This window comes from Streptomyces sp. NPDC005866 (assembly GCF_040629895.1).
GTDB lineage: Bacteria > Actinomycetota > Actinomycetes > Streptomycetales > Streptomycetaceae > Streptomyces.
Genome location: NZ_JBEXWP010000017.1, coordinates 1 through 16,202 on the forward strand (window position 1 = coordinate 1; position 16,202 = coordinate 16,202).

Here is a 16,202-nt window from a genome sequence, read left to right on the forward strand (position 1 = left end):
ATGTCACCGGTCGGCGCCTCCAGCTTGACGACGTCCGCGCCGAGCCAGGCGAGCAGCTGGGTGGCGGACGGCCCCGACTGGACGTGCGTCATGTCGAGGACGCGGATGCCTTCGAGTGCCTTGGTGGTCACCGGCGTTCACCTCACTTGTACATGGTCTGGTTCATGGTTCCGGGGGCGTACGCGTCCGGGTCGACCCAGACGTTGATCAGCGACGGCTTGCCCGACTCACGGGCCCGGCGCAGGGCGGGGCCGATATCGGCGGGGTCACGGACCTCCTCGCCGTAACCGCCCAGCATCTGTGCGAACTTGTCGTAGTGGACGTCGCCGAGGGTGTTGCCGACCCGCTCGCGCTCCTTGCCGTACTTGGCGGCCTGGCCGTAACGGATCTGGTTCATCGAGGAGTTGTTGCCGACGATCCCGACGAACGGCAGGTCGTAGCGGACCAGGGTCTCGAAGTCCCAGCCGGTGAGGGAGAACGCGCCGTCGCCGAAGAGGGCGACGACCTCCTTGTCGGGGCGGGCCTGCTTGGCGGCGAGCACGAAGGGGACGCCGACGCCGAGGGTGCCGAGCGGGCCCGGGTCCATCCAGTGCCCTGGCGACTTGGGCTGGACGACCTGTCCGGAGAAGGTGACGATGTCGCCGCCGTCGCCGATGTAGATCGAGTCCTCGGTGAGGAAGTCGTTGATCTCGCTGACCAGGCGGTACGGATGGATCGGTGAGGCGTCCGACGTGAGGCTGGGCAGCCGCTTCTCGAGCGCGGTCTGCTCGGCGGCCCGCAGCTCGTCGAGCCACTCCTTGCGCCTGGACGCCCCGCCGTTGACGCGTCCCGAGGCGGCCTCGGTCACCGACTTGAGGACCAGCCCCGCGTCGCCGACGATCCCGAGGTCGATGTCCCGGTTCTTGCCGACCGTGCGGTAGTCGAGGTCGATCTGCACGACGGTCGCGGTGGGGGAGAGCCGCTTGCCGTAGCCCATACGGAAGTCGAAGGGGGTGCCGACGATCACGATGAGGTCGGCGTTGGAGAACGCGTACCGGCGGGAGAGCTGGAAGTGGTGCGGGTCGCCGGGCGCCAGGGTGCCGCGCCCGGCGCCGTTCATGTACGCCGGGATGTTGAGGGTGCGGACGAGTTCGATGGCGGCCGCGGTGCCCCGGGTCGTCCAGACCTGGCTGCCCAGCAGGATGGCCGGTTTCTCGGCGTGCACGAGGAGGTCGGCGAGCTTCTCGATCGCCTCCGGGTCGCCGGCGGAGCGGGTGGAGGCCCGGTAGGCGCCGGCCGTGGGTATGCGCGCCTTCTCGGCCTGGACCTTGGCGTCCAGGACGTCGCGCGGTATCTCCAGGAAGGAAGGGCCGGGGGCGCCGTGGTAGCACTCGCGAAACGCCATCGACACCATGTCGGCGACGCGGGCGGTGTCCGGGACGGTCGCCGCGAACTTGGTGATCGGCGCCATCATGTCGACGTGCGGGAGGTCCTGCAGGGACCCCATCTTGTGCTGGGTGAGGGCCCCCTGGCCGCCGATCAGCAGCATCGGGGACTCCGCGCGGAAGGCGTTGGCGACCCCGGTGACGGTGTCGGTCGTGCCCGGACCAGCCGTGACCACCGCGCAGCCGGACTTCCCGGTGATGCGCGCGTATCCGTCGGCGGCGTGAGCGGCCACCTGCTCGTGGCGGACGTCGACGACTTCTATGCCCTCGTCGACGCAGCCGTCGTAGATGTCGATGATGTGACCGCCGCAGAGGGTGTAGATGCGGTCGACCCCCTCGGCCTTCAGCGCCTTGGCAACGAGATGACCACCGGAAATCACGTCCTGGGTGTCGTCTGGCATGGCGAAGTCCTGGTCCCTTCGTAGGAGGTGCGGGGCCGTCTTCGTACATTGCATACAGTCGACGAATACTGTATGAAGCTTGTTATCCCGCATCCGGTGGGTGGTGTCCAGGGGGCGTGCGGCACTTTTAAGACAGGAGCCGGAATGGACCTGTACGAGCACCAGGCAAGGGAACTCTTCGAGGAACACGGCATCGTGGTGCCAAGGGCTGAGGTCACCGACTCGCCCAAGGAGGCCCGGGAGATCGCCCGCCGACTCGGCGGCCGGGTCGTCGTGAAGGCGCAGGTCAAGACAGGTGGCCGGGGTAAAGCGGGCGGAGTCAAGATCGCCGCCGACCCGGCCGCCGCGGAACTGACGGCCCGGCAGATCCTGGGCATGGACATCAAGGGCCACACGGTCGGCAAGGTGATGCTGGCCCAACCAGTGCAGATCGAGAGCGAGTTCTACGTCTCCTACGTCCTCGACCGGGCAGCCGGCGGCTTCCTGGCGATCGCCTCCGCCGAGGGCGGCATGGAGATCGAGGAGGTGGCCGCGACCCGGCCGGAGGCGGTGGCCCGCGTCCCCGTCGACCCCGCCAAGGGCGTCACCTCGGCGAAGGCGGCCGAGATCGCCGAGGCGGCGGGCCTGCCGCCGCAGACGGTCGACGTCCTCGTACGGCTCTGGCAGGTGCTGGTCCGCGAGGACGCCCTGCTCGTCGAGGTGAACCCGCTCGTGCGCACCGAACAGGGCCGGATCCTGGCGCTCGACGGCAAGGTCACCCTTGACGACAACGCCCGCTTCCGGCAAGCCCGTTGGGGTGCGGACGAGGCCGAGCACCACGACCCGCTGGAGGCTACGGCCGCTGCGAAGGGCCTCAACTACGTCAAGCTGGACGGCGAGGTCGGCATCATCGGCAACGGCGCGGGCCTGGTGATGTCCACCCTCGACGTGGTCGCGGGCAGCGGCGCACGGCCCGCCAACTTCCTGGACATCGGCGGCGGAGCCTCCGCCCAGGTCATGGCCGACGGACTGTCGGTGATCCTCTCCGACCCGGCCGTGAAGTCGGTCTTCGTCAACGTCTTCGGCGGGATCACGGCGTGCGACGCGGTCGCCGACGGGATCGTGCAGGCCCTGGACACCGTCCGGCTGACCAAGCCGCTCGTGGTCCGCCTCGACGGCAACAACGCGGCGCGCGGCCGGGCGATCCTCGACTCCCGCGCGCACCCCCTGGTCGAACAGGCCACCACCATGGACGGCGCCGCCCGCCGAGCGGCCCAACTCGCCACCACAGCCTGAGGAGACGGGACGACATGGCGATCTATCTCACCAAGGAGAGCAAGGTCCTCGTCCAGGGCATGACCGGCGGCGAGGGCATGAAGCACACCCGGCGGATGCTCGCCGCCGGGACGGACGTCGTCGGCGGAGTCAATCCGCGCAAGGCCGGCCAGACCGTCGACTTCGAGGACCGGGCCGTCCCAGTCTTCGGCACGGTCGCCGAGGGCATGGCGGCCACCGGGGCCGACGTCACCGTGGTGTTCGTGCCGCCCGCCTTCTCCAAGGCGGCCGTCATGGAGGCCGCAGACGCCGGCATCGGCCTCGCGGTGGTGATCACCGAGGGCATCCCGGTCCACGACTCGGTGGCCTTCACGTCGTACGCGAAGCGGAACGGCACCCGGATCATCGGCCCCAACTGCCCCGGCCTGATCACCCCCGGCCAGTCCAACGCGGGCATCATCCCCGCCGACATCACCAAGCCGGGCCGCATCGGTCTGGTCTCCAAGTCCGGCACGCTGACCTACCAACTCATGTACGAGCTGAGGGACATCGGCTTCTCCACCTGCGTGGGCATCGGCGGTGACCCGGTCGTCGGCACGAACCACATCGACTGCCTCGCCGCCTTCCAGGAGGACCCCGACACCGAACTCGTCGTCCTCATCGGGGAGATCGGCGGCGACGCGGAGGAACGGGCCGCCGCCTACATCCGGGAACACGTCACCAAGCCGGTCGTCGGCTACATCGCCGGGTTCACCGCACCCGAGGGCCGGACCATGGGCCACGCGGGCGCCATCGTCTCCGGTTCGGCCGGCACCGCGCGGGCCAAGCAGGAGGCACTGGAGGCGGTCGGAGTGCGGGTGGGGAGCACACCGACCGAGACCGCCCGGCTGGTCCTCGACCTGCTCGACGGACGGCAGCCGGAAGGGAGCTGAGCCATGACCCTTGCTCTCAAGCCCGGCACCGGCTGGAGCGACGCCTGGGCGCGCTGTCTCGCCCACGCCCCGGAGGCCTTCCGGGACGACCGTGTCCTCAACCTCTGGGCCGCCGCCTGGCGGCCCGACGGCCGGCCGCTGCCCGCGAGCAGCCCGGTCGACGGCAGCCCGATCGCCGGCCCCCCGCGGCTCGACCGCGACTCCGCCCACCGGGCCGTCCGCGCCTGCCTCGACCAGCACCGCGCCTGGCGGCACGTCCCGCTGGAGGAGCGCCGGGCCAGGGTGGCCGCCACCCTGGACGCCCTGACCGAACACCGCGGACTCCTCGCCCTGCTCCTCGTCTGGGAGATCGGCAAGCCCTGGCGGCTGGCCCAGGCGGACGTGGACCGGGCGATCGACGGGGTGCGCTGGTACGTCGACGGCATCGAACCGATGCTCGCGGGGCGCGCCCCGCTGGACGGGCCGGTGTCCAACATCGCCAGCTGGAACTACCCGATGAGCGTGCTCGTTCACGCGGTACTGGTCCAGGCCCTGGCGGGCAACGCGGTGGTGGCGAAGACCCCGACCGACGGCGGGGTCGCCTGTCTCACCCTGGCCTGCGCGCTGGCCGCCCGCGAGGGCCTGCCGGTCACGCTGCTCAGCGGCAGCGGGGGCGCGCTGTCCCAGGTGCTGGTGCGCGCGCCCGAGATCGGCTGTGTCTCCTTCGTCGGCGGCCGGGACACGGGGGCCGCGGTGGCCACCGCCGTCGCCGACCTCGGCAGACGGCACGTACTCGAACAGGAGGGGCTCAACACCTGGGGCATCTGGAACTTCACCGACTGGGAGGCGTTCACCGCCGTCGTCCCCAAGCTGTTCGACTACGGCAAGCAGCGCTGCACCGCCTACCCGCGATTCGTCATCCAGCGTGAGCTGTTCGACGAGTTCCTCACGGCCTACCTCCCCGCGGTCCGCGCGCTGCGCGTCGGCCACCCCCTCGCGGTCTCCGACCCCGGGGACCCGCTCCCGGAACTGCACTTCGGGCCGGTGATCAACGCGGCCAAGGCCAAGGACCTGACCGACCAGGTCGCCGAGGCCGTCGACCGTGGCGCCGTCCCGCTGCACCGCGGCCGCCCGGCCGACGCGCGCTTCCTGCCGGGCCAGGACACCTCGTCGTACGTCCACCCCGTCACGCTGCTCAACCCGCCCCCGTCCTCCCCGCTCCACCACGCGGAACCGTTCGGCCCGGTCGACACGATCGTCCTGGTCGACACGGAGGCCGAACTGCTGGCGGCCATGAACGCCTCGAACGGCGCGCTGGTCGCCACGCTCTCCACCGACGACGAGGCCACCTTCGCGCGGCTGGCCCCGCAGATCCGCGCGTTCAAGGTCGGCCACGGCAAGCCGCGGTCGCGCGGGGACCGCGACGAGTTGTTCGGCGGCTTCGGCGCCTCCTGGCGGGGGGCCTTCGTCGGCGGGGAGTTGCTGGTACGGGCGGTCACGAAGGGGCCGGCGGGGGAGCGGCTGCCGGGGAACTTCCCGGACTACCAGCTCATGCCGTGAGGGCGAGCACCGGGACAGTGACCTCCTCGGCGCGAGGGGGTTCGTCCCGGTGCGGACCAGGGCGATGACCGTGGCAGGGGCCGCCGTCGGGCCGTCGTACGGCACCAGGACCGGCATCGAGCGGACGGTCTCCATGGTGTTGTGCGGCGGCCCGGGTGATGCCCTCCACGGTCGGCACGAGCGGGAGGCCGTACGCCTCGTACCCGGCGCCCGCCGGATTCCCGTAGCGGACCGGACACGCTCGGCGAGGGGGTCGCCCACCTGCGGATATGTCGACGGAAACACAGGTGAAGGCCACTCCGAAAGCTTGGTATTGTTGTGCATGTCGCCGCGGGGAACACCCCCGGTCAGGCGGCAGACACCTAGTCCGGGTGGCGGAATGGCAGACGCGCTAGCTTGAGGTGCTAGTGCCCTTTATCGGGCGTGGGGGTTCAAGTCCCCCCTCGGACACACTCAGGGACGTTCACGAGATCGTTCCGAAGCGTTCACGAATTACCGGTCGAGTCATGTGACTCACCGGTATTTCGTCGTTTCCGGGGCCTTGAGCCTCGTGGTCGGCTCGATGAGGGGGTGAGGCGGTGGCGGTCCAGGTACTGCGCCTCTCACCTCGCTCGTGGAGTGCATCCTCTTCGCTGTCGCTCAGCCTCGTGACTGCTTCATCAAGGCGTTCCACTTCGAACAGGTCTGACTGATCCCCTCGCCGGTTCGCGCATGACGGCTGATGCCAGGTCCGGAGCGACACATGAGCCCCGCATCGCGGGCATTCGGACAGTTCCAATACCCGACTCCACCATTAGCCAGCTACCCCGCCGAGACCATTGAGGCCCACCGCGCATTCATCTCCCGACGGCGAGCCCTGCGCCCCGCCGAGGAGTACCGAACCCCCACCGACGCCGAATGGGAAGACTTTCTCGGCCACTTCGAACGCCGCAAACTCTCCGTCGGCACCTGCGCCCGCGCATACGGCACCGCCTGCATCCACGAACACGCCCTGTTTTCGAGCGGCACAAGATCAGACGTCAGGAATTCGACCGCCTCCCCGGGGGCCGCAGAGCGGGGGTCGGCTCGGCACCGATGCCGGGGCCGTCGGGCAGTACGAATCGTCCGTCGCGGAGATCGGCACCGGCGAAGGGGTCGTTCTGCAGCCAGAGGTGCAGGTCGAGGTCCGCGTAGTCGGCGAGGCAGGTGAGGATCGCGGCGGCCGTGATGGACAGGGAGGTCTCCACCTCACAGCCGATCATGACCGACAGGTCGACCGCTCGGGCGGCGTGGATGAGGCGAAGAGCCTCCCGCATGCCGCCGCACTTGGTGAGTTTGATGTCGATGCCGGAGCATTTCCCGATGAGAGGCCGCAGTGACGAGAGGTCGGTGATCGACTCGTCGGCGATGACGGGGATGGGGGAACGTTCGTGGACCTCGGCAAGGGCCTGCGGATCCGCAGCGGCCACGGGCTGTTCGAGCAGGGTGATCCCGCAGGGTACGAGGACCTCGTCGAGAAGTTCGAGCGTGCGTCTGGCACTCCAGCCGCCGTTGGCGTCGACACGTAGAGGCACATTCACCGCCGCCGCGATCTCCCGGACGATGGTGGCGTCGTCGGGGCAGCCCAGCTTGATTTTGAGGGCGGAGAATTTCGATGCCGCATCCACCGCCGCCTTGACCATCTCGTCGACGGAGTCCAGCCCGATCGTGTAGCAGAGCTCGCGGGTGCGGGTGGTGTCCAGTCCCATCAGGCGGAACGCCGGCGCACCGACGAGCTTGCCGACGAGGTCGGTCAGGGCCATGTCGACGGCTGAGCGCGCGGCCCCGTTGTCGCCGAGTCGCTGGTCCAGGCGGGTAAGGATCGCATCGGAGTCGAACGGGTCGTCGCCCAGGAGCGGGACCGCGCCGTCCAGGTAGCGCAGGATCGCCTCGATCGGCTCCCCGCGCCAGGGCCCTGGCGCGGCCTCGCCGTATCCGACCTTCCCCGCCATGGTGATGGCGACGAAGACGTTCTCCACCACCGTCGTCGTGGACCGCGAGATCGCCAGTGGCCGGACGAGCCGCAATGGCTGCTTCCAGACATCCATCCGCAGACCTTCGCCGCCGCCCATCACCCCGCGCTCCCGACGGACGTGATGCTGTCGCCCCACCCACGCAGATGGCGGGAGAAGAACCGCTGTGAGCGAGGCCGGCTGCTGGCCAGGACGTCCTGGGGAGAGCCGGTTTCCACCACCTGGCCGGCCTCCATCATCAGCATGATGTCGGCCACCTTCGCGGCGAAGGAGATCTCATGAGTCACGACGACGAGGGAGGTGCCGCTGCGGGCGAGCCCGAGGACCACGTTCTCGACCTCCTCCACAAGTTCAGGATCGAGCGCGCTGGTGACCTCGTCCAACAGGAGCACGTCCGGTTCCAGGGCGGCGGCACGGGCGATCGCGACCCGCTGCTGCTGGCCGCCGGAGAGCTCATGAGGGCGGCGCTTCTCCAAGCCGGCCAGCCCCACCCGGTTCAGCCACTCCCTCGCCTGCTCGTCCGCGGCGGGCTTGGACAAGTGCCGTGTCCGCCGCAGCCCGAGCGTCACGTTGGCCAGGGCGTCCAGGTGGCCGAACAGCGCGAACTTCTGCGAGACCAGGCCGATACGGCTGCGCAGTGCAGGCGCCGGGAGCGCGTCGGTGTGGACACCGCCCAGCAGGACCGAGCCGCTGGATATCCGCTCCAGCCGGTTCAGGCAGCGCAGCAGGGTGCTCTTCCCGGACCCGGACGGACCCACGACGCTGATCGCGCGTCCGCGTTCGAGCTGGAAGCTCACGTCGATAAGGATCGTGGTGCCGCTGGCGGACATCTCTATGTTCCGGACGTCGAGCACCACTTCCGCAGAACCGTGACCGCTGCTGTCAGACATGGACAGGCACCTCCGTCCGTGATCCCAGGTTGAGGGCGCTGCCGCGTCCGCCGCGTGCCAGCGTCTTTTCCAGTCGGCGGGCCAGCAGCGTCAGCAGCACGTTGACGATGAGGTACATCGCTCCGGCCGTCAGGTAGAGGGGCAGCGAGGCGAAGGTGGAGCTGATCGCCTGCTGCGTGCGCAGGGTCAGCTCGGTGATGGTGATGAATCCGAGCATCGAGGTGTTCTTGATCAGGGCCACGGCCTCGTTGGTCAGCCCGGGCACCATGCCGGCGAATGCCTGGGGCCATACGACGCGGGCGATGACGTCCCGGTGACCGAGGCCCAGCGAGAGCCCGGCCTCCTCCTGCTCCCTGCCGACGCTCGCCAGCGAGGCACGTACGATCTCGGTCACATAGCTTGCCCCGTACAGGCCGAGGCCGAGGATCCCGGCGACCGGGGCGGAGAGTTGTACGCCTGCGTACGGCAGGCCGAAGAACCAGATGTACAGCTGGACGATGAACGGAGTGTTCCGGAACAGCCCGACGAACCCTCGGATAGCCCAGCGCACGGGCCGCAGATGCACGGCGTAGTCCACCGTCCCCAGCAGACCGCCCAGGAGCATGGCGAACACCAGCGCACCGGCCGCATAGCCGAGCGTCATGGCGAAGCCGTCGAGGAGGAACGGCAGGTTGTCGACCACGGCGGACATTTACGCACCGCCGTTCAGGTCGGAGGTGCCGAACCAGGTCTTGCGCAGCTTGCCGAGCGTGCCGTCGGCCTCCATCGCCGCCAGCGCCTTGTCGACCGACTGCCGCAGCGTGCTGCTGTGCAGCGGCATGACCACGGCGATCGGCTGCGCCGCGTTGAGCGGGGTCGGCAGAACCTTCAAACTCCCGCCTAGCTTCTTGACGTAGTAACCCGCCACGGGGGCATCGGTGATGACGGCGTCGGCGCGGCCCTGGACCACGAGCTGGAACGCCGACGGCGTGTCCTGGACCGTGACGTTCTTGGCCTGCGGGAGCTTCGCCTTCACGAACTCCTCCGGAATGGTGCCGACCTGAACGGCGATGGCCGCTTTCGCAAGGTCGGATATTCCCTTCACCGAGCTGTTCGACGACTTCACGGAGATCACGAACGAGTCGTTGATGTAAGGCTTGGAGAAGGACACCTGCTTTCGACGCTCCGCCGTGTCCAGGATCCCGGAGATGGCGACCTCATCGCGTCCTGACGTCACGGCCGGCAGCAGGCTCGTGAAGGGAAGCTGGTCGAAGGTCGCGTTTTTTCGGCCGAGGCGACTGGCCAGCGCCTGGGACAGGTCCACATCGAACCCGGTGAGCTTCCCGGAGTCGATCTGCTCGAACGGTACGAAGCCAGGATTGATCGCCACCCGCAGAGAGTCCGTACTCGATGACGCCACCGCCGGCTGAGTCTGAGAGGTGGTCGAGGAACTGCCGCAGCCGGCGAGCGTCACCAACGCGAGCCCGGCCAATGAGGCGCAGATATTCTTCCGGATGCCCACTGATATGCCGTCCTTTCAGAGGTGTGCAGTGCGTTCTTCCGTGTTCACGGGCATGTACCAGGCGTCGTCCGGTCCTCGAGAAGCGCGGCCGCCAGCGCCGCATAGCCACGCGCACCGTCCAGCAATGCGTCCACGTGGACGTATTCGTCAGCCCGATGTGCCATGCGCTGCTCGCCGACGCCGAAACCGATCGTCGGCACCCCACGTACACCCGCGCTCAGTGATCCGTTGGTGCAGAACGAGTACGTGCCCGGCGCCTCGGAAAGGCCGATGGACGCCAGCGCCGCGCGGGCGGTGTCCACCAGCGGGCCTTCCGTCCACCACCCCGGCGCGATCTCCCGCACCGCGAGTTCCTGCCCGGTGTACGTCGGTGCGCTGACTTCGACGGTGCTCACCGAAAGGACGGGCGGCTGCGGCCAGTTGTCCCACGCCCGGGCTGCGGCGTGCGAGAACAGGGCATGCAGCTCGCTCTCGGTGTCCTCCGGCAGGAAGCGGACATCGAAGCGGGCCTGAACCCGACCGGGCACGGTCGACACGGAAGGGAAGGGTGACGACACCACATCGATGCAGGTGATGTCCCGGTACCCCAGCCTGGAATGGTGGGGGCGCGGTGCACGCCGCAGCTCGACGAGCAGATCGGTCAGCGCCTCCACCGCGTTCACGCCGTCCGTGGCCAGAGCCGCATGGGCGGAGCGGCCCCCGATCTCGACCTGGAATTTGGCCCGTCCCCGGTGCCCGACCACCAGCTTCAACTCGCTCGGCTCGGTGATCACCACGCACGTCGGCCGGAGTACGTCGAGCGCGTATGCCAGCGCCGCGCCCTCCATGAACTCCTCGCTGACGCTGGCGACCAGTGCCACCAGGCCCGGTGACGCGGCGAACTGCTGAGCCATCGAGCCGAGTCCTGCGACCGCCGCCGCCAGTGAGGCCTTCTGGTCGCATACGCCGAGACCATAGAGGCGGGCGTCGATGATCTCCGCGCCGAACGGGTCGCGGGACCAGTCCCCGTAGGCCGGCGGCGGGATCGTGTCGACGTGACCGTCGATGACGACCCTCGGATGGCCGGGCAGGCCGCGGCCGAGCGTCCCGATCGCGTTTCCCGCCGCATCGATCCGGACCGCGAAACCCAGCGCCCGCATGCTGTCGGCGAGCAGTTCGACGGCATCGCGCTCCTGTCCCGAGGGGCTCGGGATACGAACCAGACGCTGTGCCAGCGACACCACGTGGTCCATCACCGCTCCAGATCCAGCAGGCGGACGGCTGTCCCGCCGAGGATCGCCGCCCGTTCCCCGGCGCCGAGGCCGGGCAGGCCGTCCACCCGGTCCGCCGTGCGCACCGGGTCGTACCAGGGGAAGTCGGAGCCGAGCATCACGCGATCGGCTCCGATGTGCCGGACCAGTGCGGCCAGTTCGGTCGTCGACGGGGCGTTGGGGGCACCGGTCCATTCGATGATCTCGGAGAGGTCGAAGGCGACCTGGGGGTAGGTGCCGGCCAGTTCGGCGGTTTCCCGCCAGCTCGCTCCGCCCAGGTGGGCCAGGATCAGGCGCAGGTTCGGCCACCGGCCCAGCACCGGGCCGAACTCGCTGGGCCGCGCCGATGCGTCGCCACGGTGGCCGGGACCGGAGTGTGACAGGACGACCAGTGCAGCGTCGCTGCAGATGTCGTAGATGGCGTGCAGCCGGGGGTCGTTGGGCAGGAGCCCCTGGGCCACGGGGTGCAGTTTGACGCCCCGCACGCCCGCGCCGGCGAGCTCCGTCAGGTGATCCACGATCTCCCGCCGGGTGAGCACCGTCGGGTCGAGGCTGACCAGCACCTCCACCAGTGGGTTGTTCCGGGCCGTCTCGGCTGCCCAGCGGTTGGACGCCCGCATGGCGGCGGCTACCGCCTCGGTGACGTCGGCGGGTTCCTCCGGAGAACGGCGGCCCGGGGCCGGCCGGACCATCGCTTCGGTACGGGCCAGGGCGGTGTCGAAGAGATGGACGACGACGGCCCGGTCGAAGCCGGCCTGTCCGTAGGTGGTCGTCAGGTCGGCGAGGTCGCCCGCGGTGGCGGCGAACTCCACGCCGGGTTCGTCGCCGTACTCCCAGATGACGTAGCTGTCCTTTGCCTGCCGGCCGGCGTCCGCATTCGGGTAGAGACGAACATGGACGTCGACCAGAGGACTCGATCCCCCTACTGCCATGATCAGGCGCTCGCCGTCTCGGCTGCCGGCAGACCGAGCAGGACCTGCTTGGCACGGTAGGAGGAGAGGGTGCGGGCTAGGAGCATGGCCGCCAGGTAGATGACGATGGTGGTGGCCCATGCCTCCACAGAGGGCAGTCCCACGTTGGTCTTCCCGAAGCCCGACGTACCCGGAATGAGTCCACCGGTGACGGCTCCGACCACAAGCCCGGCGAGGATCGCCACGATCCCTGCCACATTGCCCGGTGAGGCTGCCGCCCAGGACGTCACGGCTCTGGCGGCGCCGTCTTCTCCGGCGGGTCGGCGGCAGCCCGACAGCCGTTCCAGGAGGAAGACGTCGATCGCCATGACGATGGTCGCGCACGGCAGGAACACCGCGCACATGTTGGCCACGATGAAGAAGTTGCTCTGCAGTGAGGACGACCGCTCCATGAATGCTGCGACCGCCGCTGCGACGACACCGAGTGCGAGGACGGTCTCGATCCGCCGCCGGCCGCGGAGGAAGTTCTGCACGGCGTTGACCGCCTCGTAGAGGTTGGCGTCGTTGACAGCGACCACGTTCATGGCGAACACCACGACGGCCAGCGCGGTGAGTCCGAACATCGAGAACGTGGTGAAGAAGTGCATCGTGGCACCCAGCGTCGTTGCGCTGGAGAGCTCGGCCATGAGGTAGCCCGCCACGGGGAAGACCAGCATCCCCAGCGCGTAGCCGACGACCAGCGCCACGACGTTGCGGCCGCCGTCGCGGCGGGCATACCGGAACATGTCCGGCTCGTTGCCGTACACGGCCGCGCCCACCAGGAGTCCGACCGTGAGGAGGATGCCCTGCGTCTGCTGGACGTGAGGAGGAGCGGCGAACAGGTTGTGACCCGAGGCCGAGACGACGGCCTTGATGATGGTGTACGCACCCCACACCAGCAGGATGGGAGCCGCCATGCGGGCGTAGCCGGAGACACTACGGAACCCGAGCAGGTTGTTGGTGATCATCACGAGGGCGAACAGCACGCAGAAGACCTGTAGGTGGGTGAGGCCGAACAGGCCGTTGAAGAGCTGCGCCAGGAACACTGTCTGGAATCCATACCACCCCAGGCCGGTGACGGCGAGCAGCACCGACGCCAGGGCGCTCCCGGACTTCCCGAGGACTCCCCGGGCCAGTACCGAGTGCGGCTGGCCCGTGACGGTCCCCACGTTGGTCGCCAGCAGGCCGTAGCCGACCATGACGATGACGCCGATCAGCGAGGCCCACAGCAGGTCACCGAGCGACATGCCCGCGGAACGAGCCAGATAACCGGTGTACATGTTGGCGACGGTGGCCTGGCACGTGACCCACAGGAGGGTCATTTTCAGCGAACCGTCGCGCCGGCTCTCCGGTACGACCTCTTCCAGCAAATCCGACGTCTCGAGCTTCGACAGCAGGTCCGGCGGTGACCCGTGCCCGGTTTCCTCGGTCCCCGTCGTGACCGTTGCGCCTATTTCCACGGTGTGACTCCCTACACGACAGGCGCGTATGCGCCGAACCTGTTTCGGTATGTGCCAACAATCAGCTCGATTGACCGCTGGGCGGCTTGGCTGGGCTTATCGCCTCAGTCGGTGGTGCCGACCGCCGTGGCCGGGAATTCCGTCTCGACGATGTCCAGGATGTACTCGGTGATCCGCTCGGCCAGCAGCTTCCCCTTCTCCTCGCTGGCCTTGGTGGCCGAGGCGAGTACGCCGCTGGCGGTGGACATCGTCGTGTCGATCGGCACCACGTCATAGGGCGGATGCCGCAGCGGCGCGTCGTCGCAGATCCGGTCCTGCCGGATGGCGCCCGGCCGCAGATAGGCGAAAAGCGAGGTCTCGATGAGCGAAGCGTGTTCCAAATCCAGACCGGGGAAGCCATCCGGGAAAAGCTCCGTCAGATCTTCTTCGGAAAACCGCGGCAAGCCCTCCTCGACAACCACAATCTTGACCTGCGGGTGCCGTTCGGAGACCAGGAAGGCCGGCTCGTAAACGAATCCGGAATTCTCGAAGTGCCAGTTGTAGACGACGATACGAGTGAAGCCCGCGCGCACGAGTTCGTTCAGCACGTCCTCCAACACCGCCATCAATGTGGTGGCGCGCAGCGAGAGCGTGCCGGGAAAGTGCTGGCCGCCACCGCTGCCGGGACGGGAGCGATAGCCCAGCCGTAGCGCCGGACCCACGACGAAGTGCCGTTCGGCCGCGGCCAGCCGCAGCAGTGCCTGCGGGATCGCCCAGTCCGCGGACACCGGTAGGTGCGGGCCGTGCTGCTCGGTGGCCCCCACCGAGATGACCACGGGAGTGTCCCGCCGGGCCTCCTCGGCGATCTCCTGCCAGGTCATCCACTCGTACTCGGCGGTTCCCGCGCCGATCCTGGGACTCATCAGGTCGTCGGTCACTTCGACCCCTTCCTCGTGGTCGTGCGCGGCGCACGGTTGTTCCATGACGCCCTGTCTGCCGTGATCTCCCGCCATTCGCGCCAGGGTTGGCCGGTGTAGAACCGGGCCACGGCGCCCTCGAGCGCCTCGGCGGCGGCTTGGCGGTCCTGCTGTTCGGCGCCTTGTCGGCCGGCCAGGTAGCGGCGTAGTTCGGTGCGTATGGCGGGGCCGTCGACCTTGGTCGTCCGGCCGTCCGCGAAGACGAGCTCGCCGCTGACGTACACCTGCCGCAAGGCGGTGGGACGGGCCCGTCGTACGACCGCGTCGATCGGGTCGGCCGTCGGGTCGAGATAGGCGCCGGTGACCGATTCCCAGTCCAGCACCAGGAAGTCCGCGGCATAGCCCGGTTCCAGGCGGCCGATGCGGCCGGCGAACGGCGTGGTGGCCGCCGAGCCTTCCAGGGCCATGTCCAGTACGTGGGCCGCGGTGGTGCGTGCGGTGGTGTCCTGGCCGGGTGCCTGTGTCAGCGCCCAGGCCAACCGGATCTCGCTGAACATGTCGCGGTCGTCGGCGAGACCCGCCTCGTCGATCCCGAGCGCCAGCCGGACGCCGTTCGCCCGTAGGAGTGCTGTGGGTGCCAGACCGCTGCGGAGTCTCAGGTTGCTGCTGGGGTTGTGGCAGACGAGCGTGCCGCTGGCGGCCAGCAGGTCGATGTCGGAATCGTCGATCCACACGGCGTGGCCGAGGGTCAGCCGGGTGGACAGCAGTCCGCGCTCGTGCAGGTATCGCACTGCGGTGCGGCCGCCTGAGAGCTGGTCGGCGTAGACCTCTTGGTAGGGCGTTTCGGAGAGGTGCATGTGCATACCGACGTCGTCGCGCGCGGAGATCTCGGCGGCGGCCAGCAGCAGTTCCTCGCTGCACCAGTGCAGGTTCGCGGGCGCGAGCTGGATGGCGATGCGGCCGTTGGCGGCCCCGTGCCATTTTTCGCGCAGCCGGGTGTAACTCGATGCCAGTTGCTCTTCGGGGGTTTCGTAGCGGGCGGGCGTCAGCGTGCGCACCGCCGCCTGCTCGGCCGGCGGGAGCGAGGTGATGAACTCCTCGTCGTCGGAGTACACGAAGCGGTTCTGGTCGGTCAGTCCCCGGGAGTAGGACACCCTCATGCCGACGTCGGCGTACGCCCGCAACACGGCCGTGTCGGCCGCCTCGTACTGCTCGGGGTCGCCGCGCAGGCGCCCGTTGAGGTGCTGGACGGTGGTCACGCCGCCGGCGAGAAGGTCCTCGGCGCCGCACACGGTGTCGAGGTAGGGATCCACGGCCGGTGGCCCGTGCCTGCGGGCGATCCACAGTTCGAGCGCGTCGTCGGGCACCCCCAGCTGGGTGGGGGTGAGGCCGACGTGGTGGTGAGCGTCGACCAGGCCGGGCATGACCAGAGACGCGGTGGCGTCGATCTCGACCACGTCACCGTCGAGTTCGGGCAGGTCCACACGCGGTCCTGCGTACCGCACCGTCCCGTCCTGGATAACGAGTGCGGCGTCGGGGATCATGTGCGAGGTGCCCTGGTGTGAAGCGGTGAGCAGCCGTCCGGCCAGAATCACTGTCGAGGTCGTCATGGTCGATCACCGGCTGGGGCACTGTGAAAGAGCGTTGTCATGAAGCCTCCCTGCATGGCCACACTTCAGCGCTCATTCATGACATCCCCGTTAAGCGGCATGAC

The 16,202-nt window shown here is 68.9% G+C and carries 14 protein-coding genes, 1 tRNA gene and 1 pseudogene; 5 read left to right on the plus strand and 11 right to left on the minus strand.

The genetic code is table 11. The annotated features are described in order from the left end of the window. Together ABZ396_RS24190 and ABZ396_RS24195 are read right to left on the minus strand one after the other, a co-directional pair. On the minus strand, positions 1-131 hold a 131-nt coding region (locus ABZ396_RS24190), incomplete at its 3' end, for a CoA transferase (RefSeq protein WP_359185907.1). Positions 132-142: 11 nt separating this feature from the next. Then, complete coding sequence (locus tag ABZ396_RS24195) at positions 143-1,825, minus strand: thiamine pyrophosphate-binding protein (RefSeq protein ID WP_358919884.1); 1,683 nt, start codon at positions 1,823-1,825, stop codon at positions 143-145. Between the two features lie 144 nt (positions 1,826-1,969). Here ABZ396_RS24195 and sucC point away from each other — a divergent pair, with 144 nt between their 5' ends. From sucC to ABZ396_RS24220, 5 genes and pseudogenes are all read left to right on the plus strand, one after another. Beyond that, entirely contained in the window at positions 1,970-3,100 is a 1,131-nt protein-coding gene (sucC, locus tag ABZ396_RS24200; RefSeq protein ID WP_358919882.1) for an ADP-forming succinate--CoA ligase subunit beta, read from the plus strand. A gap of 14 nt (positions 3,101-3,114) precedes the next feature. Then, positions 3,115-4,011, plus strand: coding sequence for a succinate--CoA ligase subunit alpha (sucD, locus tag ABZ396_RS24205; protein ID WP_358919880.1), 897 nt, complete (start codon positions 3,115-3,117; stop codon positions 4,009-4,011). 3 nt (positions 4,012-4,014) lie between these two features. After that, positions 4,015-5,550 (plus strand): aldehyde dehydrogenase family protein, encoded by a 1,536-nt coding sequence (locus tag ABZ396_RS24210; RefSeq protein WP_359185812.1) that lies wholly within the window; start codon positions 4,015-4,017, stop codon positions 5,548-5,550. A gap of 365 nt (positions 5,551-5,915) precedes the next feature. Further along, positions 5,916-6,000: transfer RNA gene (locus ABZ396_RS24215), tRNA-Leu, on the plus strand. A gap of 157 nt (positions 6,001-6,157) precedes the next feature. Beyond that, positions 6,158-6,238 (plus strand): annotated as a pseudogene (locus tag ABZ396_RS24220) (SDR family NAD(P)-dependent oxidoreductase); the annotation flags it as partial. 331 nt (positions 6,239-6,569) lie between these two features. Here ABZ396_RS24220 and ABZ396_RS24225 read toward each other — a convergent pair. The 9 genes from ABZ396_RS24225 to ABZ396_RS24265 all read right to left on the minus strand — a co-directional run bounded on the left by ABZ396_RS24225 (position 6,570) and on the right by ABZ396_RS24265 (position 16,098). Continuing rightward, the gene (locus ABZ396_RS24225) at positions 6,570-7,616 is read right to left on the minus strand and encodes a dipeptide epimerase (protein WP_358925267.1); all 1,047 of its coding nucleotides are present in this window, start codon (positions 7,614-7,616) and stop codon (positions 6,570-6,572) included. A gap of 23 nt (positions 7,617-7,639) precedes the next feature. Further along, positions 7,640-8,431 carry an ATP-binding cassette domain-containing protein gene (locus tag ABZ396_RS24230; protein WP_358925268.1) on the minus strand — a complete coding sequence of 264 codons (792 nt, stop codon included), beginning with the start codon at positions 8,429-8,431 and terminating at the stop codon, positions 7,640-7,642. Further along, entirely contained in the window at positions 8,424-9,122 is a 699-nt protein-coding gene (locus tag ABZ396_RS24235) for an amino acid ABC transporter permease (protein WP_358925270.1), read from the minus strand. Before ABZ396_RS24235 ends, ABZ396_RS24230 begins: the two co-directional genes overlap by 8 nt. Continuing rightward, positions 9,123-9,800: an ABC transporter substrate-binding protein gene (locus tag ABZ396_RS24240; RefSeq protein WP_358925272.1), complete on the minus strand. Its 678-nt coding sequence runs from the start codon at positions 9,798-9,800 to the stop codon at positions 9,123-9,125. It lies immediately after the preceding gene. 176 nt (positions 9,801-9,976) lie between these two features. Further along, entirely contained in the window at positions 9,977-11,164 is a 1,188-nt protein-coding gene (locus tag ABZ396_RS24245) for a M20/M25/M40 family metallo-hydrolase (RefSeq protein WP_358925274.1), read from the minus strand. Then, positions 11,164-12,114 carry an amidohydrolase family protein gene (locus ABZ396_RS24250; protein WP_358925275.1) on the minus strand — a complete coding sequence of 317 codons (951 nt, stop codon included), beginning with the start codon at positions 12,112-12,114 and terminating at the stop codon, positions 11,164-11,166. Before ABZ396_RS24250 ends, ABZ396_RS24245 begins: the two co-directional genes overlap by 1 nt. A gap of 2 nt (positions 12,115-12,116) precedes the next feature. Continuing rightward, a complete protein-coding gene (locus ABZ396_RS24255; RefSeq protein ID WP_358925277.1) occupies positions 12,117-13,592 on the minus strand; it encodes a cytosine permease in 1,476 nt (491 codons plus the stop codon). Positions 13,593-13,696: 104 nt separating this feature from the next. Next, positions 13,697-14,509, minus strand: a complete 813-nt coding sequence (locus ABZ396_RS24260) for a creatininase (RefSeq protein ID WP_358925279.1) — start codon at positions 14,507-14,509, stop codon at positions 13,697-13,699. Then, entirely contained in the window at positions 14,506-16,098 is a 1,593-nt protein-coding gene (locus ABZ396_RS24265; protein ID WP_358925281.1) for an amidohydrolase family protein, read from the minus strand. Before ABZ396_RS24265 ends, ABZ396_RS24260 begins: the two co-directional genes overlap by 4 nt. Positions 16,099-16,202 lie beyond the last annotated feature (104 nt).

Bases quoted from the DNA above. Each gene is read 5' to 3' on its own strand.
- sucC (WP_358919882.1), top strand. From the start codon at position 1,970: ATGGACCTGTACGAGCACCAGGCAAGGGAACTCTTCGAGGAACACGGC.
- ABZ396_RS24230 (WP_358925268.1), bottom strand. From the start codon at position 8,431: ATGTCTGACAGCAGCGGTCACGGTTCTGCGGAAGTGGTGCTCGACGTC.
- ABZ396_RS24235 (WP_358925270.1), bottom strand. From the start codon at position 9,122: ATGTCCGCCGTGGTCGACAACCTGCCGTTCCTCCTCGACGGCTTCGCC.
- ABZ396_RS24265 (WP_358925281.1), bottom strand. From the start codon at position 16,098: ATGACGACCTCGACAGTGATTCTGGCCGGACGGCTGCTCACCGCTTCA.
- sucD (WP_358919880.1), top strand. From the start codon at position 3,115: ATGGCGATCTATCTCACCAAGGAGAGCAAGGTCCTCGTCCAGGGCATG.
- ABZ396_RS24195 (WP_358919884.1), bottom strand. From the start codon at position 1,825: ATGCCAGACGACACCCAGGACGTGATTTCCGGTGGTCATCTCGTTGCC.
- ABZ396_RS24250 (WP_358925275.1), bottom strand. From the start codon at position 12,114: ATGGCAGTAGGGGGATCGAGTCCTCTGGTCGACGTCCATGTTCGTCTC.
- ABZ396_RS24245 (WP_358925274.1), bottom strand. From the start codon at position 11,164: ATGGACCACGTGGTGTCGCTGGCACAGCGTCTGGTTCGTATCCCGAGC.
- ABZ396_RS24225 (WP_358925267.1), bottom strand. From the start codon at position 7,616: ATGGATGTCTGGAAGCAGCCATTGCGGCTCGTCCGGCCACTGGCGATC.
- ABZ396_RS24210 (WP_359185812.1), top strand. From the start codon at position 4,015: ATGACCCTTGCTCTCAAGCCCGGCACCGGCTGGAGCGACGCCTGGGCG.